The 13,878-nt window shown below is 62.6% G+C and carries 13 protein-coding genes; 6 read left to right on the forward strand and 7 right to left on the reverse strand.

Annotated elements, in window-relative coordinates; translation table 11 throughout:
• Window positions 1–15: 15 nt before the first annotated feature.
• Window positions 16–1,665, reverse strand: coding sequence for an FAD-binding protein (locus tag L0U81_RS23335; RefSeq protein WP_233805944.1), 1,650 nt, complete (start codon window positions 1,663–1,665; stop codon window positions 16–18).
• Window positions 1,666–1,680: 15 nt separating this feature from the next.
• On the reverse strand, window positions 1,681–2,319 hold the full coding sequence (locus tag L0U81_RS23340) for a 2Fe-2S iron-sulfur cluster-binding protein (RefSeq protein ID WP_233805946.1): 639 nt from the start codon (window positions 2,317–2,319) through the stop codon (window positions 1,681–1,683).
• A gap of 103 nt (window positions 2,320–2,422) precedes the next feature.
• Between L0U81_RS23340 and L0U81_RS23345 the strand changes: the two genes are divergently transcribed.
• The 6 genes from L0U81_RS23345 (at window position 2,423) to L0U81_RS23370 (ending at window position 7,410) form a co-directional block, all read left to right on the forward strand.
• Window positions 2,423–3,865, forward strand: coding sequence for an anion permease (locus tag L0U81_RS23345; RefSeq protein WP_233805948.1), 1,443 nt, complete (start codon window positions 2,423–2,425; stop codon window positions 3,863–3,865).
• Window positions 3,866–4,035: 170 nt separating this feature from the next.
• Entirely contained in the window at window positions 4,036–4,371 is a 336-nt protein-coding gene (locus tag L0U81_RS23350) for an ArsR/SmtB family transcription factor (RefSeq protein ID WP_233805950.1), read from the forward strand.
• Entirely contained in the window at window positions 4,368–4,850 is a 483-nt protein-coding gene (locus L0U81_RS23355) for an ArsI/CadI family heavy metal resistance metalloenzyme (protein ID WP_233805951.1), read from the forward strand. The genes L0U81_RS23350 and L0U81_RS23355 overlap by 4 nt, the downstream gene beginning before the upstream one ends.
• 28 nt (window positions 4,851–4,878) lie before the next feature.
• Entirely contained in the window at window positions 4,879–5,373 is a 495-nt protein-coding gene (locus tag L0U81_RS23360; protein ID WP_233805953.1) for an arsenate reductase ArsC, read from the forward strand.
• A complete protein-coding gene (locus L0U81_RS23365; RefSeq protein ID WP_267957206.1) occupies window positions 5,370–6,059 on the forward strand; it encodes an MIP/aquaporin family protein in 690 nt (229 codons plus the stop codon). Before L0U81_RS23360 ends, L0U81_RS23365 begins: the two co-directional genes overlap by 4 nt.
• 445 nt (window positions 6,060–6,504) lie before the next feature.
• Window positions 6,505–7,410: a lipid A biosynthesis lauroyl acyltransferase gene (locus tag L0U81_RS23370; RefSeq protein ID WP_233807917.1), complete on the forward strand. Its 906-nt coding sequence runs from the start codon at window positions 6,505–6,507 to the stop codon at window positions 7,408–7,410.
• Between the two features lie 37 nt (window positions 7,411–7,447).
• Here L0U81_RS23370 and L0U81_RS23375 read toward each other — a convergent pair whose 3' ends face one another.
• The 5 genes from L0U81_RS23375 to L0U81_RS23395 form a co-directional block, all read right to left on the reverse strand.
• Window positions 7,448–9,160, reverse strand: coding sequence for a SulP family inorganic anion transporter (locus tag L0U81_RS23375; protein WP_233805955.1), 1,713 nt, complete (start codon window positions 9,158–9,160; stop codon window positions 7,448–7,450).
• A gap of 590 nt (window positions 9,161–9,750) precedes the next feature.
• Window positions 9,751–10,791, reverse strand: a complete 1,041-nt coding sequence (locus L0U81_RS23380; RefSeq protein WP_233807920.1) for a LacI family DNA-binding transcriptional regulator — start codon at window positions 10,789–10,791, stop codon at window positions 9,751–9,753.
• A gap of 45 nt (window positions 10,792–10,836) precedes the next feature.
• Window positions 10,837–11,997 carry an ABC transporter ATP-binding protein gene (locus L0U81_RS23385; RefSeq protein WP_233805958.1) on the reverse strand — a complete coding sequence of 387 codons (1,161 nt, stop codon included), beginning with the start codon at window positions 11,995–11,997 and terminating at the stop codon, window positions 10,837–10,839.
• A gap of 3 nt (window positions 11,998–12,000) precedes the next feature.
• Window positions 12,001–12,918 carry a carbohydrate ABC transporter permease gene (locus L0U81_RS23390; protein WP_233805960.1) on the reverse strand — a complete coding sequence of 306 codons (918 nt, stop codon included), beginning with the start codon at window positions 12,916–12,918 and terminating at the stop codon, window positions 12,001–12,003.
• Window positions 12,915–13,871: a carbohydrate ABC transporter permease gene (locus L0U81_RS23395; protein ID WP_233805962.1), complete on the reverse strand. Its 957-nt coding sequence runs from the start codon at window positions 13,869–13,871 to the stop codon at window positions 12,915–12,917. Before L0U81_RS23395 ends, L0U81_RS23390 begins: the two co-directional genes overlap by 4 nt.
• Window positions 13,872–13,878: the final 7 nt, after the last annotated feature.

Consider the following 13,878-nt stretch of genomic DNA (forward strand, 5'->3'; position numbering starts at 1 on the left):
GCTCCGTGGTTCGCCTCAACGGATGCCGCCGATCACGCGCCCGCGCGCGCTCGAGCGCAATCCTGCATCGACGCGCAGATCAAAATGGGCATAGGCGGGAAAAAGCTGCGGCGCCTTAACGTGAAGCGGCAGTCCCGCCTGCGTCAGCTCTCTCTGCCACGCGTGCACGTGACCGATTCCGGCGCGGCTCGCCATGACCCACTCCCTGGATTGCGCCGCCTTCGCGCCGGCACGGCGCCCCATGCTCAGAATGTCGAGCAGCGCGTTACCCATCAACCGGTTGCGGCCATGGATGCCGCCCGTCACCTCGCCGACGCAGAAAAGGCCCGGTACGTTCGTGGCGCCGTCCTTGTCGATGGCGACACCGCCGTTCTGGTAGTGGAGCGTGGGATAAACGAGGAACGGCTCCTGCGCCGCATCGATGCCGCACTTGTGTGCGAGATGGCGAAGCGTGACGAGACGCTTCTCCAGGATGCCGGGATGCTCGATTTCGAGCGTCGGCGTATCGAGGAACACCCCAACCTGGCCTTCGCGCTCGATCCCGCGCCCCTGCTCGCACTCGCGCAGGATGGCCGAGGCGACCACGTCGCGCGGCTTGAGCTCGTCGACGAAACGTTCGCCTTCGCCGTTCAGGAGTCTCGCCCCCGCGGATCGCGCCGCCTCGGAAATCAGGCCGCCCGCCAGATGGTGCGGGTAGGCGATGCCGGTCGGATGGTACTGGAACGAGTCGAGTTCGCGCAGGCGCGCGCCGATCCGATAGGCGAGCACCAGACCGTCGGCGGTGGCGCCGTAGTGATTGGAGGTCGGGAAAGAATTCAGGTGCAGTCGCCCGGCGCCGCCAGTGGCGAGGATCACGGCGCGTGCGCGCACCAGCACGAAGGTCCGCCATTCGAGGTTGTAGATCACCGCTCCGGCGCAGCCCCCGCGCTCATCGGACAGCAGTTCGACCAGAGGGCAGCGGTTCCACAGCTCGATGCCGGGCTCGAGGTCCACCGCCTCGCGCAGCACGCGCATCATTTCGAGGCCGGTATAGTCCCGATACGACAGAATCCGCGCCGCCGATGCGCCACCTGGCTTCTTGCGCAACAGATTGCCGCCGAGCGGCTGGTCCTCTTCCAGATCGAACATCATGCCGAGCTGGATCAGCCAGCGAATCACATCGGGACCGTCCATCACCATCTGCGCTACGAGTTCAGGTTCGCCGCAGAAGTGTCCGGCGCGAAGCGTGTCTTCGAAGTGCAGTTGGGGACTGTCATCCTCGCCGACGGCCGCCTGGATTCCGCCTTCGGCCATCACGGTATTGCTGTCACCGAGGCGCAGCTTGGTGGCGAGGATGACCCGCGCGCCCTGCTTCGCCGCCGTGAGCGCCGCTGCGCAGCCCCCACCGCCGCCGCCGATCACCAGCACATCGGTAGTCATCAGCTGCGCGCCGGCGATGTCGACATCATCGATCAGCGCGTTGGCCTGCAGATGGCGCGCGAGATCAGGCTGGCAGGGTTCGCCGCGATTGACACCGACGCTCAGGGTGACGCGCGCATGCGGCCCATGGTCAGGGTGATAGGCCTTCAGGAGTTCATCGACAGGGACGTCGTCGCTGCGCGTGCTGGCCTCCATGCCGGGGCGGTAGCGCTGGCGCGCGTCATCGTAGGGTATGCCGGAGGACATGATGTTTCGCTCCGGTTAGCGCGGCGGCTGCGCGCCCGGCGCATCGAAGTCGATCTTCATTTCACCGCTCTCGATCTGCTGGAGCCGCCGCATCAGATTGGCCGGACGCAGCGAAAGCGACGCGCGCATCCGGCGCACGAACACACCCAGATGGTTCGGCCGGATATGCTCGGGGCATGCAAGCGTGCACAGGTTGCACATCACACACTCGTCGAATACCTGGCCCGCTGCGGCCAGATTGCCCTCCACCGCCAGGTTCACGCCGCGCTGCACTTCGAGCCCCTTTGGACAGGCGCGGTCGCAGCCACTGCAATGACGACAATGCGACGCTTCCGGGAAGATCTCGGCGATCTGGCGCAGCGTCTGCCAGCTGTCGTCGATATCCTCGATGCGATAGAAGTGACGTACCGACTCGGTGAAGTAATCGAGGAAGGCGACCTGCATGCCGTCTTCGACGAGGGTCTCGCAGGCGAGCGCGGTTTTGACTTCCTGCTCGCCGCTACGCCGCACCATCACACGGCATGAGCCGCACACACCCTGGGACATGCAGCCGACCCCCTCGACGAGGGTCTGTCCCGCGTGCCCCATGGCCTGCAGGATCGAGCAGTTGGCGGGCGCCTGAATCTCGCGCCCTTCGATACTCACGCGAACCATGGCCTTGCACTCTCCTTGCGCGCCGCGAACAGTTCACTGGCGAATGCGCGAAAAAGGTCATATAAACCTTAGCACACGGATGCTTACGGGACAGGGGCAGCGCATGAAAACTTTCTGGAAGGCCATCGCTCCCCTGATCGTGGTGATCGTGATCGCACTGATTCCGGCGCCTGCCGGTCTCGAGCAGCACACGTGGTATTACTTCGGCATTTTCGCGGGAGTGATCGTCGGGTTGATGCTGGAGCCCATTCCGGGCGCGGCGATCGGTCTTATCGCGGTGACGATCGTGGCTGTGTTCAGTGAGTGGGTGTTCTTCAGTCCCGAACAACTCGCCAAGCCCGGTTTCAATGTGGCGGGCGCGGGCCTCAGCTGGGCCCTTTCCGGTTTCTCGAACGGCACCGTGTGGCTGATCTTTGGCGCCTTCATGTTCGCCCTTGGATACGATAAAACCGGGCTCGGCCGCCGCATTGCGCTGATGCTCGTGCGCGCGCTGGGCCGCCGCACCCTCACGCTCGGCTATGCGGTGATGGTGGCTGACGCCGTGCTCGCGCCATTCACCCCTTCCAACACCGCCCGCAGCGGCGGGACGATCTTCCCGGTGATTCGCAGTTTGCCGCCGCTCTACGACTCGAAACCGAACGATCCGTCGGCACGGCGCATCGGCTCGTACATCATGTGGATAGCTATCGCCACCACCTGCGTGACGAGTTCGATGTTCCTCACCGCGCTCGCGCCCAATCTGCTCGCTGTCGAACTCGTCAAGAAAACGGTCAACGTCGACCTTCAGTGGACGCAGTGGTTTCTGGCCTTCGCGCCCGCCGGCATCCTGCTGCTACTGGCCGTACCGCTACTCACCTATATGATCTATCCGCCGCAGGTGAAGCAGAGCGCCGAAGTGCCAGCCTGGGCTGCCCAGCAACTCAAGGAGATGGGGCCGCTCAGCCGGCGGGAAATCATGCTCGCGGTGCTCGTGCTGATCGCCCTCGCGCTGTGGGTCTTTGCGGACGCCTACGTCAATCCCACGACCGCGGCGCTGATGGTGATCGCGCTGATGCTGGTCACGAGGGTGGTGAGCTGGGACGACATGCTTACCAACAAACAGGCGTGGAATACGCTCGTGTGGTTCGCGACGCTTGTCGCCCTCGCCGATGGGCTCAGCAGGACCGGCTTCGTCAAATGGTTCGCCGCGACGATCTCGACCCACATGAGCGGCTTTCCCCCGACGACGGCGGCGATCGTACTCGTGCTGATCTTTTTCTTCACGCATTACATGTTCGCGAGCGTGACGGCTCATACGACGGCGATGCTGCCGGTCATGCTGGCGGTGGGCTCGACCATTCCCGGCATGCCGATGGAGGCATTTGCGCTGATGCTCTCGCTGACTCTGGGGATCATGGGGATCCTGACGCCTTATGGAGCCGGGCCGAGTCCTGTCTACTTCGGCAGCGGGTACCTGCCCGCGGGTGACTTCTGGAGACTCGGGCTGATTTTCGGCGTCGTGTATATCGCTGCGTTTCTTTTGATTTGTGCGCCCATCCTGCTTTGAGGTTTGAGGCCGCTTGCCGTGCCGGAAATAAATACTGTGCGGCTTGTCGCCTCGCGCGACCGCGCTTCGAGCGGCGGTGCGAATCTCATACGCTGTACCGAGCTTCCAAAGCTTGATGTGGTGCTTCATTCTCCTTGCCACTCACCCCATATTTCGACTATTATCGAAATATGGAAACAGACCAGACCATCGCCGCTTTGGCGGCACTCGCGCACGAGTCCAGGCTCGCGATCTTTCGCGCTCTCGTACAGGCAGGCCCCGAGGGCATGCCTGCTGGCCAGATTGCCACGTTGCTCGATGTACCGCCGTCTTCGCTCTCCTTCCACCTGAAGGAGCTGTCTCACGCGCAGCTCGTCACCAGCCGTCAGGAAGGCCGGTTTGTCTACTACTGCGCAAACTTCGACACGATGAACGGCCTGCTGGCCTATCTCACCGAGAACTGCTGCGGCGGCAACCCCTGCACGCCGGCTTCAGCGTGTTCTTCCTCCACGGAGAAGCAGTCATGAAGCGCTTTCACGTTCACGTCGCCGTTGCGGATCTCGCATCGAGCATCCGTTTCTACTCGGCGTTGTTTGCTACTGAACCGAGCGTCGTCAAGAGCGATTACGCGAAGTGGATGCTGGAAGACCCGCGCGTCAATTTCGCGATCTCGCAACGCGGTGCCGCACCGGGCCTGGATCACCTGGGCGTGCAGGTCGAGAACGAAGCTGAACTGGCCGAGATGCACGCCCGGCTGGAGGGCGCAGCATTGCCAGTCGACACGCAAATGGATACCGCGTGCTGCTATGCAAAGTCGAACAAGTACTGGACCGTCGATCCGCAGGGCATCGCATGGGAGTCGTATCACACGCTGAATCATATTCCGGTGTTTGGCGAGTCGCGCAACGGGCAGACCAGCGCGCCGGTCTCCGAGGTTGCTGCATGCTGTGCGCCGTCGTCGGGCAAACCGGTCGGCATTCCGGTCAAGTCTTCTTCGTGCTGCTAAGCGCGGCGCACAATCCAGCGGGAAACACATGACGACCAACGTATTGATCCTGTGCACGCACAACTCCGCCCGCAGTGTGCTGGGCGAAGCCATGTTGAATCACCTCGCTGCGAAGCTCGGCAAGAACGTGCGCGCGTTCAGTGCGGGCAGCGCACCAGGCGGCCGTCTGAATCCGTTCGCCGTCGAGGCGCTTACGCGCGCGGGTATCGACGTAAGTGGCTACCGCAGCAAGAGCTGGGACGAGTTTGCCGCCGCCGATGCGCCTGCGATGCGCATCGTCATCACCGTCTGCGACAGTGCCGCCGCCGAGACGTGCCCATATTGGCCGGGCAGTCCCGTCAAGGTCCACTGGGGATACGCGGATCCTTCTCTCGCATTGGGCGGCGAGGACGGCAAGCGCGTGGCGTTCGAACTCACCCGTCAGGCGATCGGATATCGCATGCTGCAACTCCTCGAGCTGCCGCTGGACACGATGAGCAACGAGGGGCTCCAGCAGGCGCTCACAGCGATCTCAGAATCATGACGGCAGTGATTGGTCTCAAGCGCAAGGTCTTCGCTGAACTGCTTGGCACAGCCTTGCTGCTGGCTACTGTGATTGGCTCCGGCATCATGGCGGAACGACTTGCGGGCGGCAATGTGGCGATCGCCTTACTCGCCAACACGCTGGCAACAGTGGGCGGACTGTATGTGCTGATCGAAGTCTTTGGACCATTGAGCGGTGCGCATTTCAATCCGGCCGTTAGCGCCGTCATGGTATTGCGCGGCGAACTGCATGCTCGGGAGTTGCTGCCGTACATCGGTGCCCAGCTTGTCGGCGCGCTGCTCGGTGCGTGGCTCGCGCACGCAATGTTTGATTTGCCCATCATCGAGCTATCGAGCAAGGTTCGCACAGGAACCGGACAATGGCTTGCCGAGGCAGTGGCGACCGCGGGTTTGCTCCTCGTTATTCTGCGCGCACCGGCCCCACGCGCGTCGATCATGGTGGCGGCGTACATTGGCACCGCGTACTGGTTCACGGCATCAACGTCGTTCGCGAACCCGGCCGCCGCGTTCGGCCGCATGTTCACCAACACATTTGCAGGCATTGCGCCGTCTGGCGTACCCGGCTTCGTCATTGCCGAACTGATTGGCGCGGCGATAGGCCTCGCGCTACATATGGCCTTCGAGCCGGGCAAGCAGCCAGTACAACACGCTACACGTCAGCGATAAGTCGATGGAAAGCGTGGAATTTGCACCCTGAAACTCGTGCCGCTTTCCGAGGATTCGACCTGAATGGTGCCGTTATGCGAGAGTGCGATACACCGGCCGCGGCAGTCAGCCAGTAGATGTGTGACCGGTCGGGCTTAATGCATAATGTCTGCGGGACCCGCGTGACGCCAGCACGAAGCGTCGTTTCGGCTTTCAAAGTAAAAAGGCCACCCGGTCTATCTGTGCTTCTGGCGACTCGTAACGGTGCGTAATCAAAATTCGCCAGGGGCAAACCCGACAACGCCCACCTGAATAGCCTCTCCCAAAGTTGCACGTGCGATACTTTTTCGGAATCGCCGTGCCATAGGCGCATTCAATGCGCCACCATGATCTCGAACTTTTCGACGTCATCCATCGCCCACGCAGACGTTGGCAACCGAATAACAAATATTTCTTGCGAGTAACAATGGGCGATTCTCACAAACGGGGGAAACTCCTGGGACATCTGGGTTTTTTCCTCGTTGTCGGGCTGCTGCGTCTCTTCTCGGTCCTTCCCTACGCGCTGGTCGCGCGGCTAGGCAGCGCTCTTGGTGCGATGTTGTATGCGCTTCCAGGCTCCAGAAAACATATCACCCTCGTCAACCTGCGCCTGTGCTTTCCGGGCAAGAGCGAGCGCGAATACGATGAGCTTGCGAGAAACCACTTTCGACAGGTCATTCGAAGCTATGTCGAACGAGGCATTCAATGGTTTGGCAGCGCGGAGTCGATACGGAACCTGGTCCAGATCGAAAGTAGAATCGATCTGGAAGACCAGAACGCTCCACCGACGATCTTTCTGGGCTTTCACTTCGTGAGCATCGAGGTCGGCTGCATACTCTACTCTATGCGCATGCCTGCCGCGTCGCTGTACACGCGCATGTCAAGCACGCGCCTGTGCGACCTGGCCAGGCGGCAACGCGGCAGATTTGGCGCCGAGATGATCGAACGCTCGACAAGTGCCAGAAAAATGGTGGCGTTGCTTCGCTCAGGCATACCCGTCATGCTCGCAGCGGACATGGATCACGGCGTACAAAACTCGGTTTTCGTACCGTTTTTTGGCGTGCCCGCATGCACGCTCACTTCGGTTTCGCGCCTTGCCCGACTAGCCGGTGCGCGGGTTGTGCCGTTCGTGACTGAAGTGCTGCCCGATTACCGTGGATATAAGCTGACGATCTTCGAGCCGCTCAACGACTTCCCGTCAGAGAGCGATGAGATCGATGCGCGTCGAATGAATGAGTTTCTTGAAACGCAGATCCGCCAGTTTCCAGAGCAATACTACTGGGTCCATCGGCGCTTCAAGCATCGTCCGCCGGGTGTGTCCGCCGTGTATTGAGCATTCCGTCGTTGGGCCGTGAGCCTGCGCATCCCCCTTACGGCGCCCCCTTCACCTGCTCATGCGGCTTCTCCACTCCCGCCATGATCAGTGCATCATGCAGCGTGCCGAAAATACAGCGCTCCTCGACAATCGGCGTGATTCCATGCCGATCCATATCCGAGCGCAAGTAGCGATTCACGCGCGCAAAGATAACCTCGACGCCACTGCGCTTGAGCGCCGCGCACAGTTCGCCCACCGAGCGCGCCGCCGAATAATCGACATCCGTAATCGCGCTCGCATCGACGACAAACCAGCGTACCGCGTTCGGCGCGTGATCGATCAGGCGGCGCGTATCGTCGACGAAAAAGTGATCGTTCGCGTAGAACAGATCGGCGCCGAAGCGATAGACGATCAACCCCGGCGCGGTCTCCATACCTGGTACCGCCGGCACCGGCACCCACAAACCGTCGCCGTTGGGCGCGAGCATCATCGTGTGCGGACGGTAACTGTGGCGCACGTGGCGCAGCAGCGACAGTGCGACCGCGACCAGAATGCCGTGTTCGACGCCGATCAGCACGACCGCCGCCGCGGTGAACAGCGCTAGCGCGAATTCGCCGGGACTTTCGCGACGAATCGCCAACATCGACTGCACGTTGACCAGCCCGACCGCGATCGTAAACACGATACTCGCCAGAATGCAGTGCGGCAGATACTGCAGATAGCGGCTGAAAAACAGCAGCACGACCACCACGACTGCCGCGAAGACCAGCTGCGCGAACTGGCTGCGCGTGCCTGCGCGATCGGCCATCGCGGTCTGCGTCGGGCTGCCGTTGACGACGAACGCGCCGGAAAATGCCGCCGCCGCGTTGGCGGCCGCGATGCCGAGCAGGTCCGCGTTGGTATCGACCTGCTCGTGATAGCGCTCGGCGAACACGCGGCTCGCGGCGGCGCTTTGCGCGACGATCATTACGAAGCACGACGCCGCGATCGGAACCAGGTCGAGCATCTGCTGCCACGTCACCGACGGAATCCGCAGCGGCGGCAGTCCGCCCTCCACGGGTCCGAGGATCGAGATGCCGTGCGCCGCGAAACTGAACACGTCGCTCGCGGCAATGCCCGCAACGACCGCGATCAACGGCACCGGCAAGCGCGGCCAGAAACGTTTGCACACGAGAATCGCAACCACCACGAGCACCGAGATCGCCAGCGTCGACTGATTGATTTGCGCGGCCTCGCGCACGACGAGCAGCAGTTGATTCACGCTGGTCGCCGCATGCCCGGGCACGCCGAGCATGTCGCCAAGCATCGCGATGCCGACCTGTACGCCGACGCCCGCGAGAAAGCCGACCAGCACCGTGCGCGACAGGAAATCGGCGAGAAAACCGAGCTTGAAGACGCGCGCGACGAGCAGCAACGCGGCCGTCAGCAGCGCGACCATCGCTGCGAGCGCCGCGTATTCGCCGCTCGACACGGGCGCCATTTTCGACAGGCGGCTCGCGAAGATCGTCGCGGTAGCGGAATCGGCAGCGACGACCAGATGCCGCGACGCGCCGAAAAACGCGAACGCGACGAGCGGCAGGAACACCGTATAGAGTCCGGTGACGGCCGGCATGCCGGCAATACGCGCATAGCCGAGCACCTGCGGAATATCCATCGACGCAAGCTGAACACCGGCCAGCGCGTCGCGCGCCGCCGCTACCCGGCTCAAAGGAAGAATGCCCTTCAGCACGCTGGCACGTGCCGCCATTTTCTGCAGTAAATCTTGCATGCGCGATGCTGCCCCGAAACAAAGGTAATCGCGCATCGTGCCGCGAACCGGTACACGAAGGCAAGACTTGACGGAAGCGAGAACGGGCTATTGACGAAAACGAAAACGGGAAAGCAGACCGAAAGAAAGCAAACGATTGCTCATTTCAAACTGACAAAAAACTAACGACCCGTGAATCGAAACGCGGCAACCTCCACGGCACGGCCGCAACAAAAAACGCCTGAAAATCTAACGTTTGAACTGTCCCGTCTGCGGATCCACATGGCGTGCAAAACCGAACAGCGCAGCGATACAGATGGGACAAACGATCAGAAAGATGGTCAACATCTCACTCACCCGTAACAAATTGTTACCAGGGAGTTTAAAGAAATCTGACGTAAGTTTAATGAGGGAAAACCGCAAAGCACTATTGCGAAGGATTACGACGGCATTAAAAATCCTGTCGCAAACGTAAGTGAAAACGCGAATCCCAGGAAGACGTGGCGCGTGAAAAACCGCGCGAATGCGACGTATGCGCGTGACGGCACACTTGCACTCGCTCCAGGCACCAGTCACGCCCCGCAATTAGGCGAATAGTTCTAACGCACCGCTCAGCGTGTCCTGTTCTTAGCCATCGGCGCCGGCCCAACCGATTCGCGCATCGTCACACTGACCGGAAACTCGCGGAAGATCTCCCACGTCGTGCCGTAACACTGGTTGATGAGCCAGCGCACCGCGTTCTGCGTGAGTTCCGCGGTCGGAATATGCACCGAGGTGAGCCCCGGCGCCGCATACGCGGCTGAGTAGTCGTCGTCGTAGCCGATCACGGAAATATCGTTCGGCACCGAAATGCCCGCCTGGTGAAAGCGCGCAAGCACGCTGACCGCCATCGTGTCGTTTGCGCAGAACAAGCCCGTCACGCGCCGCTTCGAATCGAGCAACGTCTGCGCGGCCGCGTATCCTCCTTCGGGCGAGAAGTCGGATTCGATCAGCGTGACGTCGTCGCGCGCAATGCCGGCGCGCGCGAGATCGGCGAAAAAGCCGTCGATCCGCATCACGTTGTCCGACGCGGTAGCGGGCCCGGAGATCACCGCGATGTCGCGATGCCCGTGATTGAGCAGCGTGCGCGCCGCGAGTTCGCCGCCGCGCCGATGATCCGCGCTAAACGACGCATCCGGCAACTGCTCGAACGCGCGATTGAGGAACACCATCTTCGGATGCATGCCATGCAGCATGATCAGGTCTTCGTCGTGCAGATCGTGGCTGAGCACGACCACGCCATCGCAATCGCGGTCTATCAGAAAGCGCACCGCCTCGATCGCCTGCTCGCGCGGCGATACTTCTCCGCAGCCGGTCGCGACCACGACATGCCGCCCGACCGCGCGCAGCTCGCTGTCGGTCTGCTTCAGAATCGTCCCGTAGTACGAACCAAAAAAGGTCGGCACGAAAATGCCGATGATGCCGAGCTGCTGCGTCGCCATCGCCCGGCCGATCGACGACGGGCGGAAGTTCAGCGCCTCGATCGCCGCCTTCACGCGCGCCGCGGCATCGGCGGAAATCGGTCCCTTGCCGGAAATGGCCCGTGAGGCGGTCGACATGCCCACACGGGCAAGTTCCGCGACGTCCTTGAGTGTTGCCACGCGGTTCTCCATCAAGCCTGTATCGACGAGCCGCTTCGCGCGTGGCGCGCCGCGGTGTTACAAGCGCGCTCCACTCGCTTCGTCGAACAGCGAGACATGCGCGGCGTCGAACGAGAACGCCACGGTGTCACCCTCCGCAATCGGCGCTTTTGTCTGATCGATCGACGCAATCTGTTCGCCATGATAGTCGAGCCAAATGACGCGATGGTTGCCCATCGGCTCCATCAGCGAAACTTTCGCGTGCTCACTCGCGCTTTGCGTGATATGCACGTCTTCGGCGCGCACGCCGAGCACGCAGGGCACGCCGTGTGGCGGCGCCTCCTTGAACGCGTAGACCGACACGTCGATGCGCACCTGCGCGGTGCAAAAGCAGAGCGCGCCGTCGCGCGTCTCGAGCGTGCCCTTCAGCAGATTCATCGCCGGCGAGCCGAGGAACGTCGCGACGAACAGCGTGTTCGGCCGCGCATAGACCTCGGCCGGCGTCCCGAACTGCTGGATCACGCCGCCGCGCATCACGGCCATGCGCGTGGCGAGCGTCATCGCCTCGACCTGATCGTGCGTCACGTAGATCATCGTCGCGCCGAGGCGTTGATGCAGTTGCTTGAGCTCGCGGCGCAGCTCGGTGCGCAGCTTTGCGTCGAGGTTCGAGAGCGGCTCGTCGAACAGGAACACGTCGGCTTCGCGCACGATCGCGCGGCCGATCGCGACGCGCTGCCGCTGACCGCCCGACAACTGCGACGGCTTGCGCTTGAGCAGCGGCCCGAGTTGCAGCATCTCGGAGGCGCGCGCAACACGCCGCGCAATTTCCGCCTTGGGCGTGCCGTTGATGCGCAGCGCGAACGACAGGTTGCGCTCGACGCTCATCGTCGGATACAGCGCGTACGACTGGAACACGAGCGCGATGCGGCGATCTTTGGGATCGGCCCACGTCATGTCCTCGCCCGCGATCTCGACGCTGCCGTCGCTGACGTCGATCAGCCCCGCGATGCTATGCAGAAGCGTGGACTTGCCGCAGCCCGAAGGCCCAAGCAGCACGACGAACTCGCCGGCGAGCACGTCGAGATCGAGGTTCTCGATCACCGTGTTCGAGCCGAGGCGAATCGTCAGATTGCGGATCGCCACATTCGCGGGATGCGTGAGCGCCGCGGCGTCCGGGTTGGCGTCCGCGCTTGCACCCGGCACGCCGGCCGCGTCGATCGTATTAGCCATGTTTGCCATGCCCTACCCCTTGACGGCGCCCGACGCGATGCCGCGCACGAACCAGCGGCCCGAAATGAAATAGACCGCGAGCGGCACCATCGAGGTCAGAATGGTCGCCGCCATGTTGACGTTGTAGAGCCGCTCGCCGGTCGTCGTGTTGATGATGTTGTTCAGCTGCACTGTCATCGGCAGATTCTTCGTGCCGGCGAACACGAGACCCAGAACGAAGTCGTTCCAGATGTTCGTGACCTGCATGATCAGCGCGACGACGATGATCGGCGTCGACATCGGCAGCATCAGTTGAAAGAAGATGCGCCAGAAGCTGCCGCCGTCGATGCGCGCGGCCTTGAACAGCTCCTGCGGAATCGATGCGTAGTAGTTGCGAAACAGCAGCGTCATCACCGGCATGCCGAAGATCGTATGAATCAGGACGATGCCCGGCAGCGAGCTGAACAGATGCACGCTCGCGAGCACGTGCACGAGCGGATAGACCATCACCTGGATCGGAATGAACGCGCCGACCAGCAGCACGGCGAACAGCGGACCCGCGCCGCGCGGCCGCCAGAACGACAGCGCGTAGCCGTTCACCGCGCCGACCATGATCGACAGCACGGTGCTCGGCGCGACGATACGCACCGAGTTCCAGAAGCCGACGCGAATGCCGTTGCAATCGAGCCCGGTGCAGGCCGACTGCCACGCGGCGCTCCACGCGTCGAGCGTGAAATGCATCGGCAAGCCGAGCAGATTGCCGAGGCGGATTTCGCTCATCGGCTTGACCGACGTCACCAGCATCACGTAGAGCGGCAGCAGAAAGAACGCCGCCGCGGTGAGCAGGAACGCGTAGATCCCAAGCCGCGCCGGCGAGAACACCGAGCGGCGGCGCCGCGCCTGCGCGCGATGCGGCACCCCGCCTTTGAGCGTGGCATCGAGCGTGTTCATGCTTTCTCCCCGCGTAGCGCAGCGCGGCCGCGTACATAGAAGAACGGCGCGAGAATGGCGAGCACCGTCGCGAGCAGCACGATCGATGCCGCTGACGCGAGCCCGATGTTGGCGCGCCCGAACAGATAGTCCAGGATGAATTTGGCCGGCACTTCGCTCGCGGTGCCGGGGCCTCCCTGCGTCATGGCGACGACCGCGTCATACAGTTTCACGACCATCACGAACAGCAGCACGAACGCGGTCGAGATCGACGGTCCGAGCATCGGCACCACGATGCTCGCGTACACGCGCCAGCGCGGAATGCCGTCGATGCGCGCGGCTTTCCACAGTTCCTCGTCGATGCCGCGCAGGCCCGCGAGCATCAGCGCCATCACGAGCCCGGACGCCTGCCACACGGTCGCGATCACGATCGTGTAGATCACCAGGTCCTGATCGACGATCCAGTCGAAGCGGGCATGCGTGAAGCCCATCCTGTGCAGCACCTCCTGCGCGCCGAGCGCGGGATTCAGGATCCATTGCCACACGAGCCCGGTCGCGACGAACGACATCGCGTACGGATACAGAAACACCGTGCGCAACGCGCCTTCCGCGACCACGCGCTGATCGATGAAGATCGCCAGCAGCAAACCGATCACCATGCACGCGACGATAAAGCACGCGCCGTAGATCACGATGTTCTGCAGCGACACGAGCCAGCGGTCGTTGTGGAAGAGCCGCACGTATTGCGTGAGGCCCGCGAAGTCGTTCGACGGAAACGTGTGCGAATTGCTGAGCGACACGCGCGCAGTCCAGACCATCGTGCCCAGGTACGCGAACACGACGGTCAGGAGCATCGGCAGCAAGGCCAGCCAGACCGCGATCGAAAACCGCCGGTTCAGCGGTTTATGTCGCGGCTTGGGGTGCGGCCTGTCTTGTGGTTTCGAACCCCCGGCTGGCAGCTTGAGCGCGTGCATGGCGAGG

It is taken from the genome of Paraburkholderia sp. HP33-1 (assembly GCF_021390595.1).
In the GTDB taxonomy this organism is placed as follows: domain Bacteria; phylum Pseudomonadota; class Gammaproteobacteria; order Burkholderiales; family Burkholderiaceae; genus Paraburkholderia.

Excerpts from the sequence above, each read along its gene's own strand:
- L0U81_RS23345 (WP_233805948.1), top strand. The coding sequence starts at position 2,423 with ATGAAAACTTTCTGGAAGGCCATCGCTCCCCTGATCGTGGTGATCGTG.
- L0U81_RS23380 (WP_233807920.1), bottom strand. The coding sequence starts at position 10,791 with ATGGAGAACCGCGTGGCAACACTCAAGGACGTCGCGGAACTTGCCCGT.
- L0U81_RS23370 (WP_233807917.1), top strand. The coding sequence starts at position 6,505 with ATGGGCGATTCTCACAAACGGGGGAAACTCCTGGGACATCTGGGTTTT.
- L0U81_RS23375 (WP_233805955.1), bottom strand. The coding sequence starts at position 9,160 with ATGCAAGATTTACTGCAGAAAATGGCGGCACGTGCCAGCGTGCTGAAG.
- L0U81_RS23385 (WP_233805958.1), bottom strand. The coding sequence starts at position 11,997 with ATGGCAAACATGGCTAATACGATCGACGCGGCCGGCGTGCCGGGTGCA.
- L0U81_RS23340 (WP_233805946.1), bottom strand. The coding sequence starts at position 2,319 with ATGGTTCGCGTGAGTATCGAAGGGCGCGAGATTCAGGCGCCCGCCAAC.
- L0U81_RS23365 (WP_267957206.1), top strand. The coding sequence starts at position 5,370 with ATGACGGCAGTGATTGGTCTCAAGCGCAAGGTCTTCGCTGAACTGCTT.
- L0U81_RS23390 (WP_233805960.1), bottom strand. The coding sequence starts at position 12,918 with ATGAACACGCTCGATGCCACGCTCAAAGGCGGGGTGCCGCATCGCGCG.
- L0U81_RS23395 (WP_233805962.1), bottom strand. The coding sequence starts at position 13,871 with ATGCACGCGCTCAAGCTGCCAGCCGGGGGTTCGAAACCACAAGACAGG.
- L0U81_RS23355 (WP_233805951.1), top strand. The coding sequence starts at position 4,368 with ATGAAGCGCTTTCACGTTCACGTCGCCGTTGCGGATCTCGCATCGAGC.
- L0U81_RS23360 (WP_233805953.1), top strand. The coding sequence starts at position 4,879 with ATGACGACCAACGTATTGATCCTGTGCACGCACAACTCCGCCCGCAGT.
- L0U81_RS23350 (WP_233805950.1), top strand. The coding sequence starts at position 4,036 with ATGGAAACAGACCAGACCATCGCCGCTTTGGCGGCACTCGCGCACGAG.
- L0U81_RS23335 (WP_233805944.1), bottom strand. The coding sequence starts at position 1,665 with ATGTCCTCCGGCATACCCTACGATGACGCGCGCCAGCGCTACCGCCCC.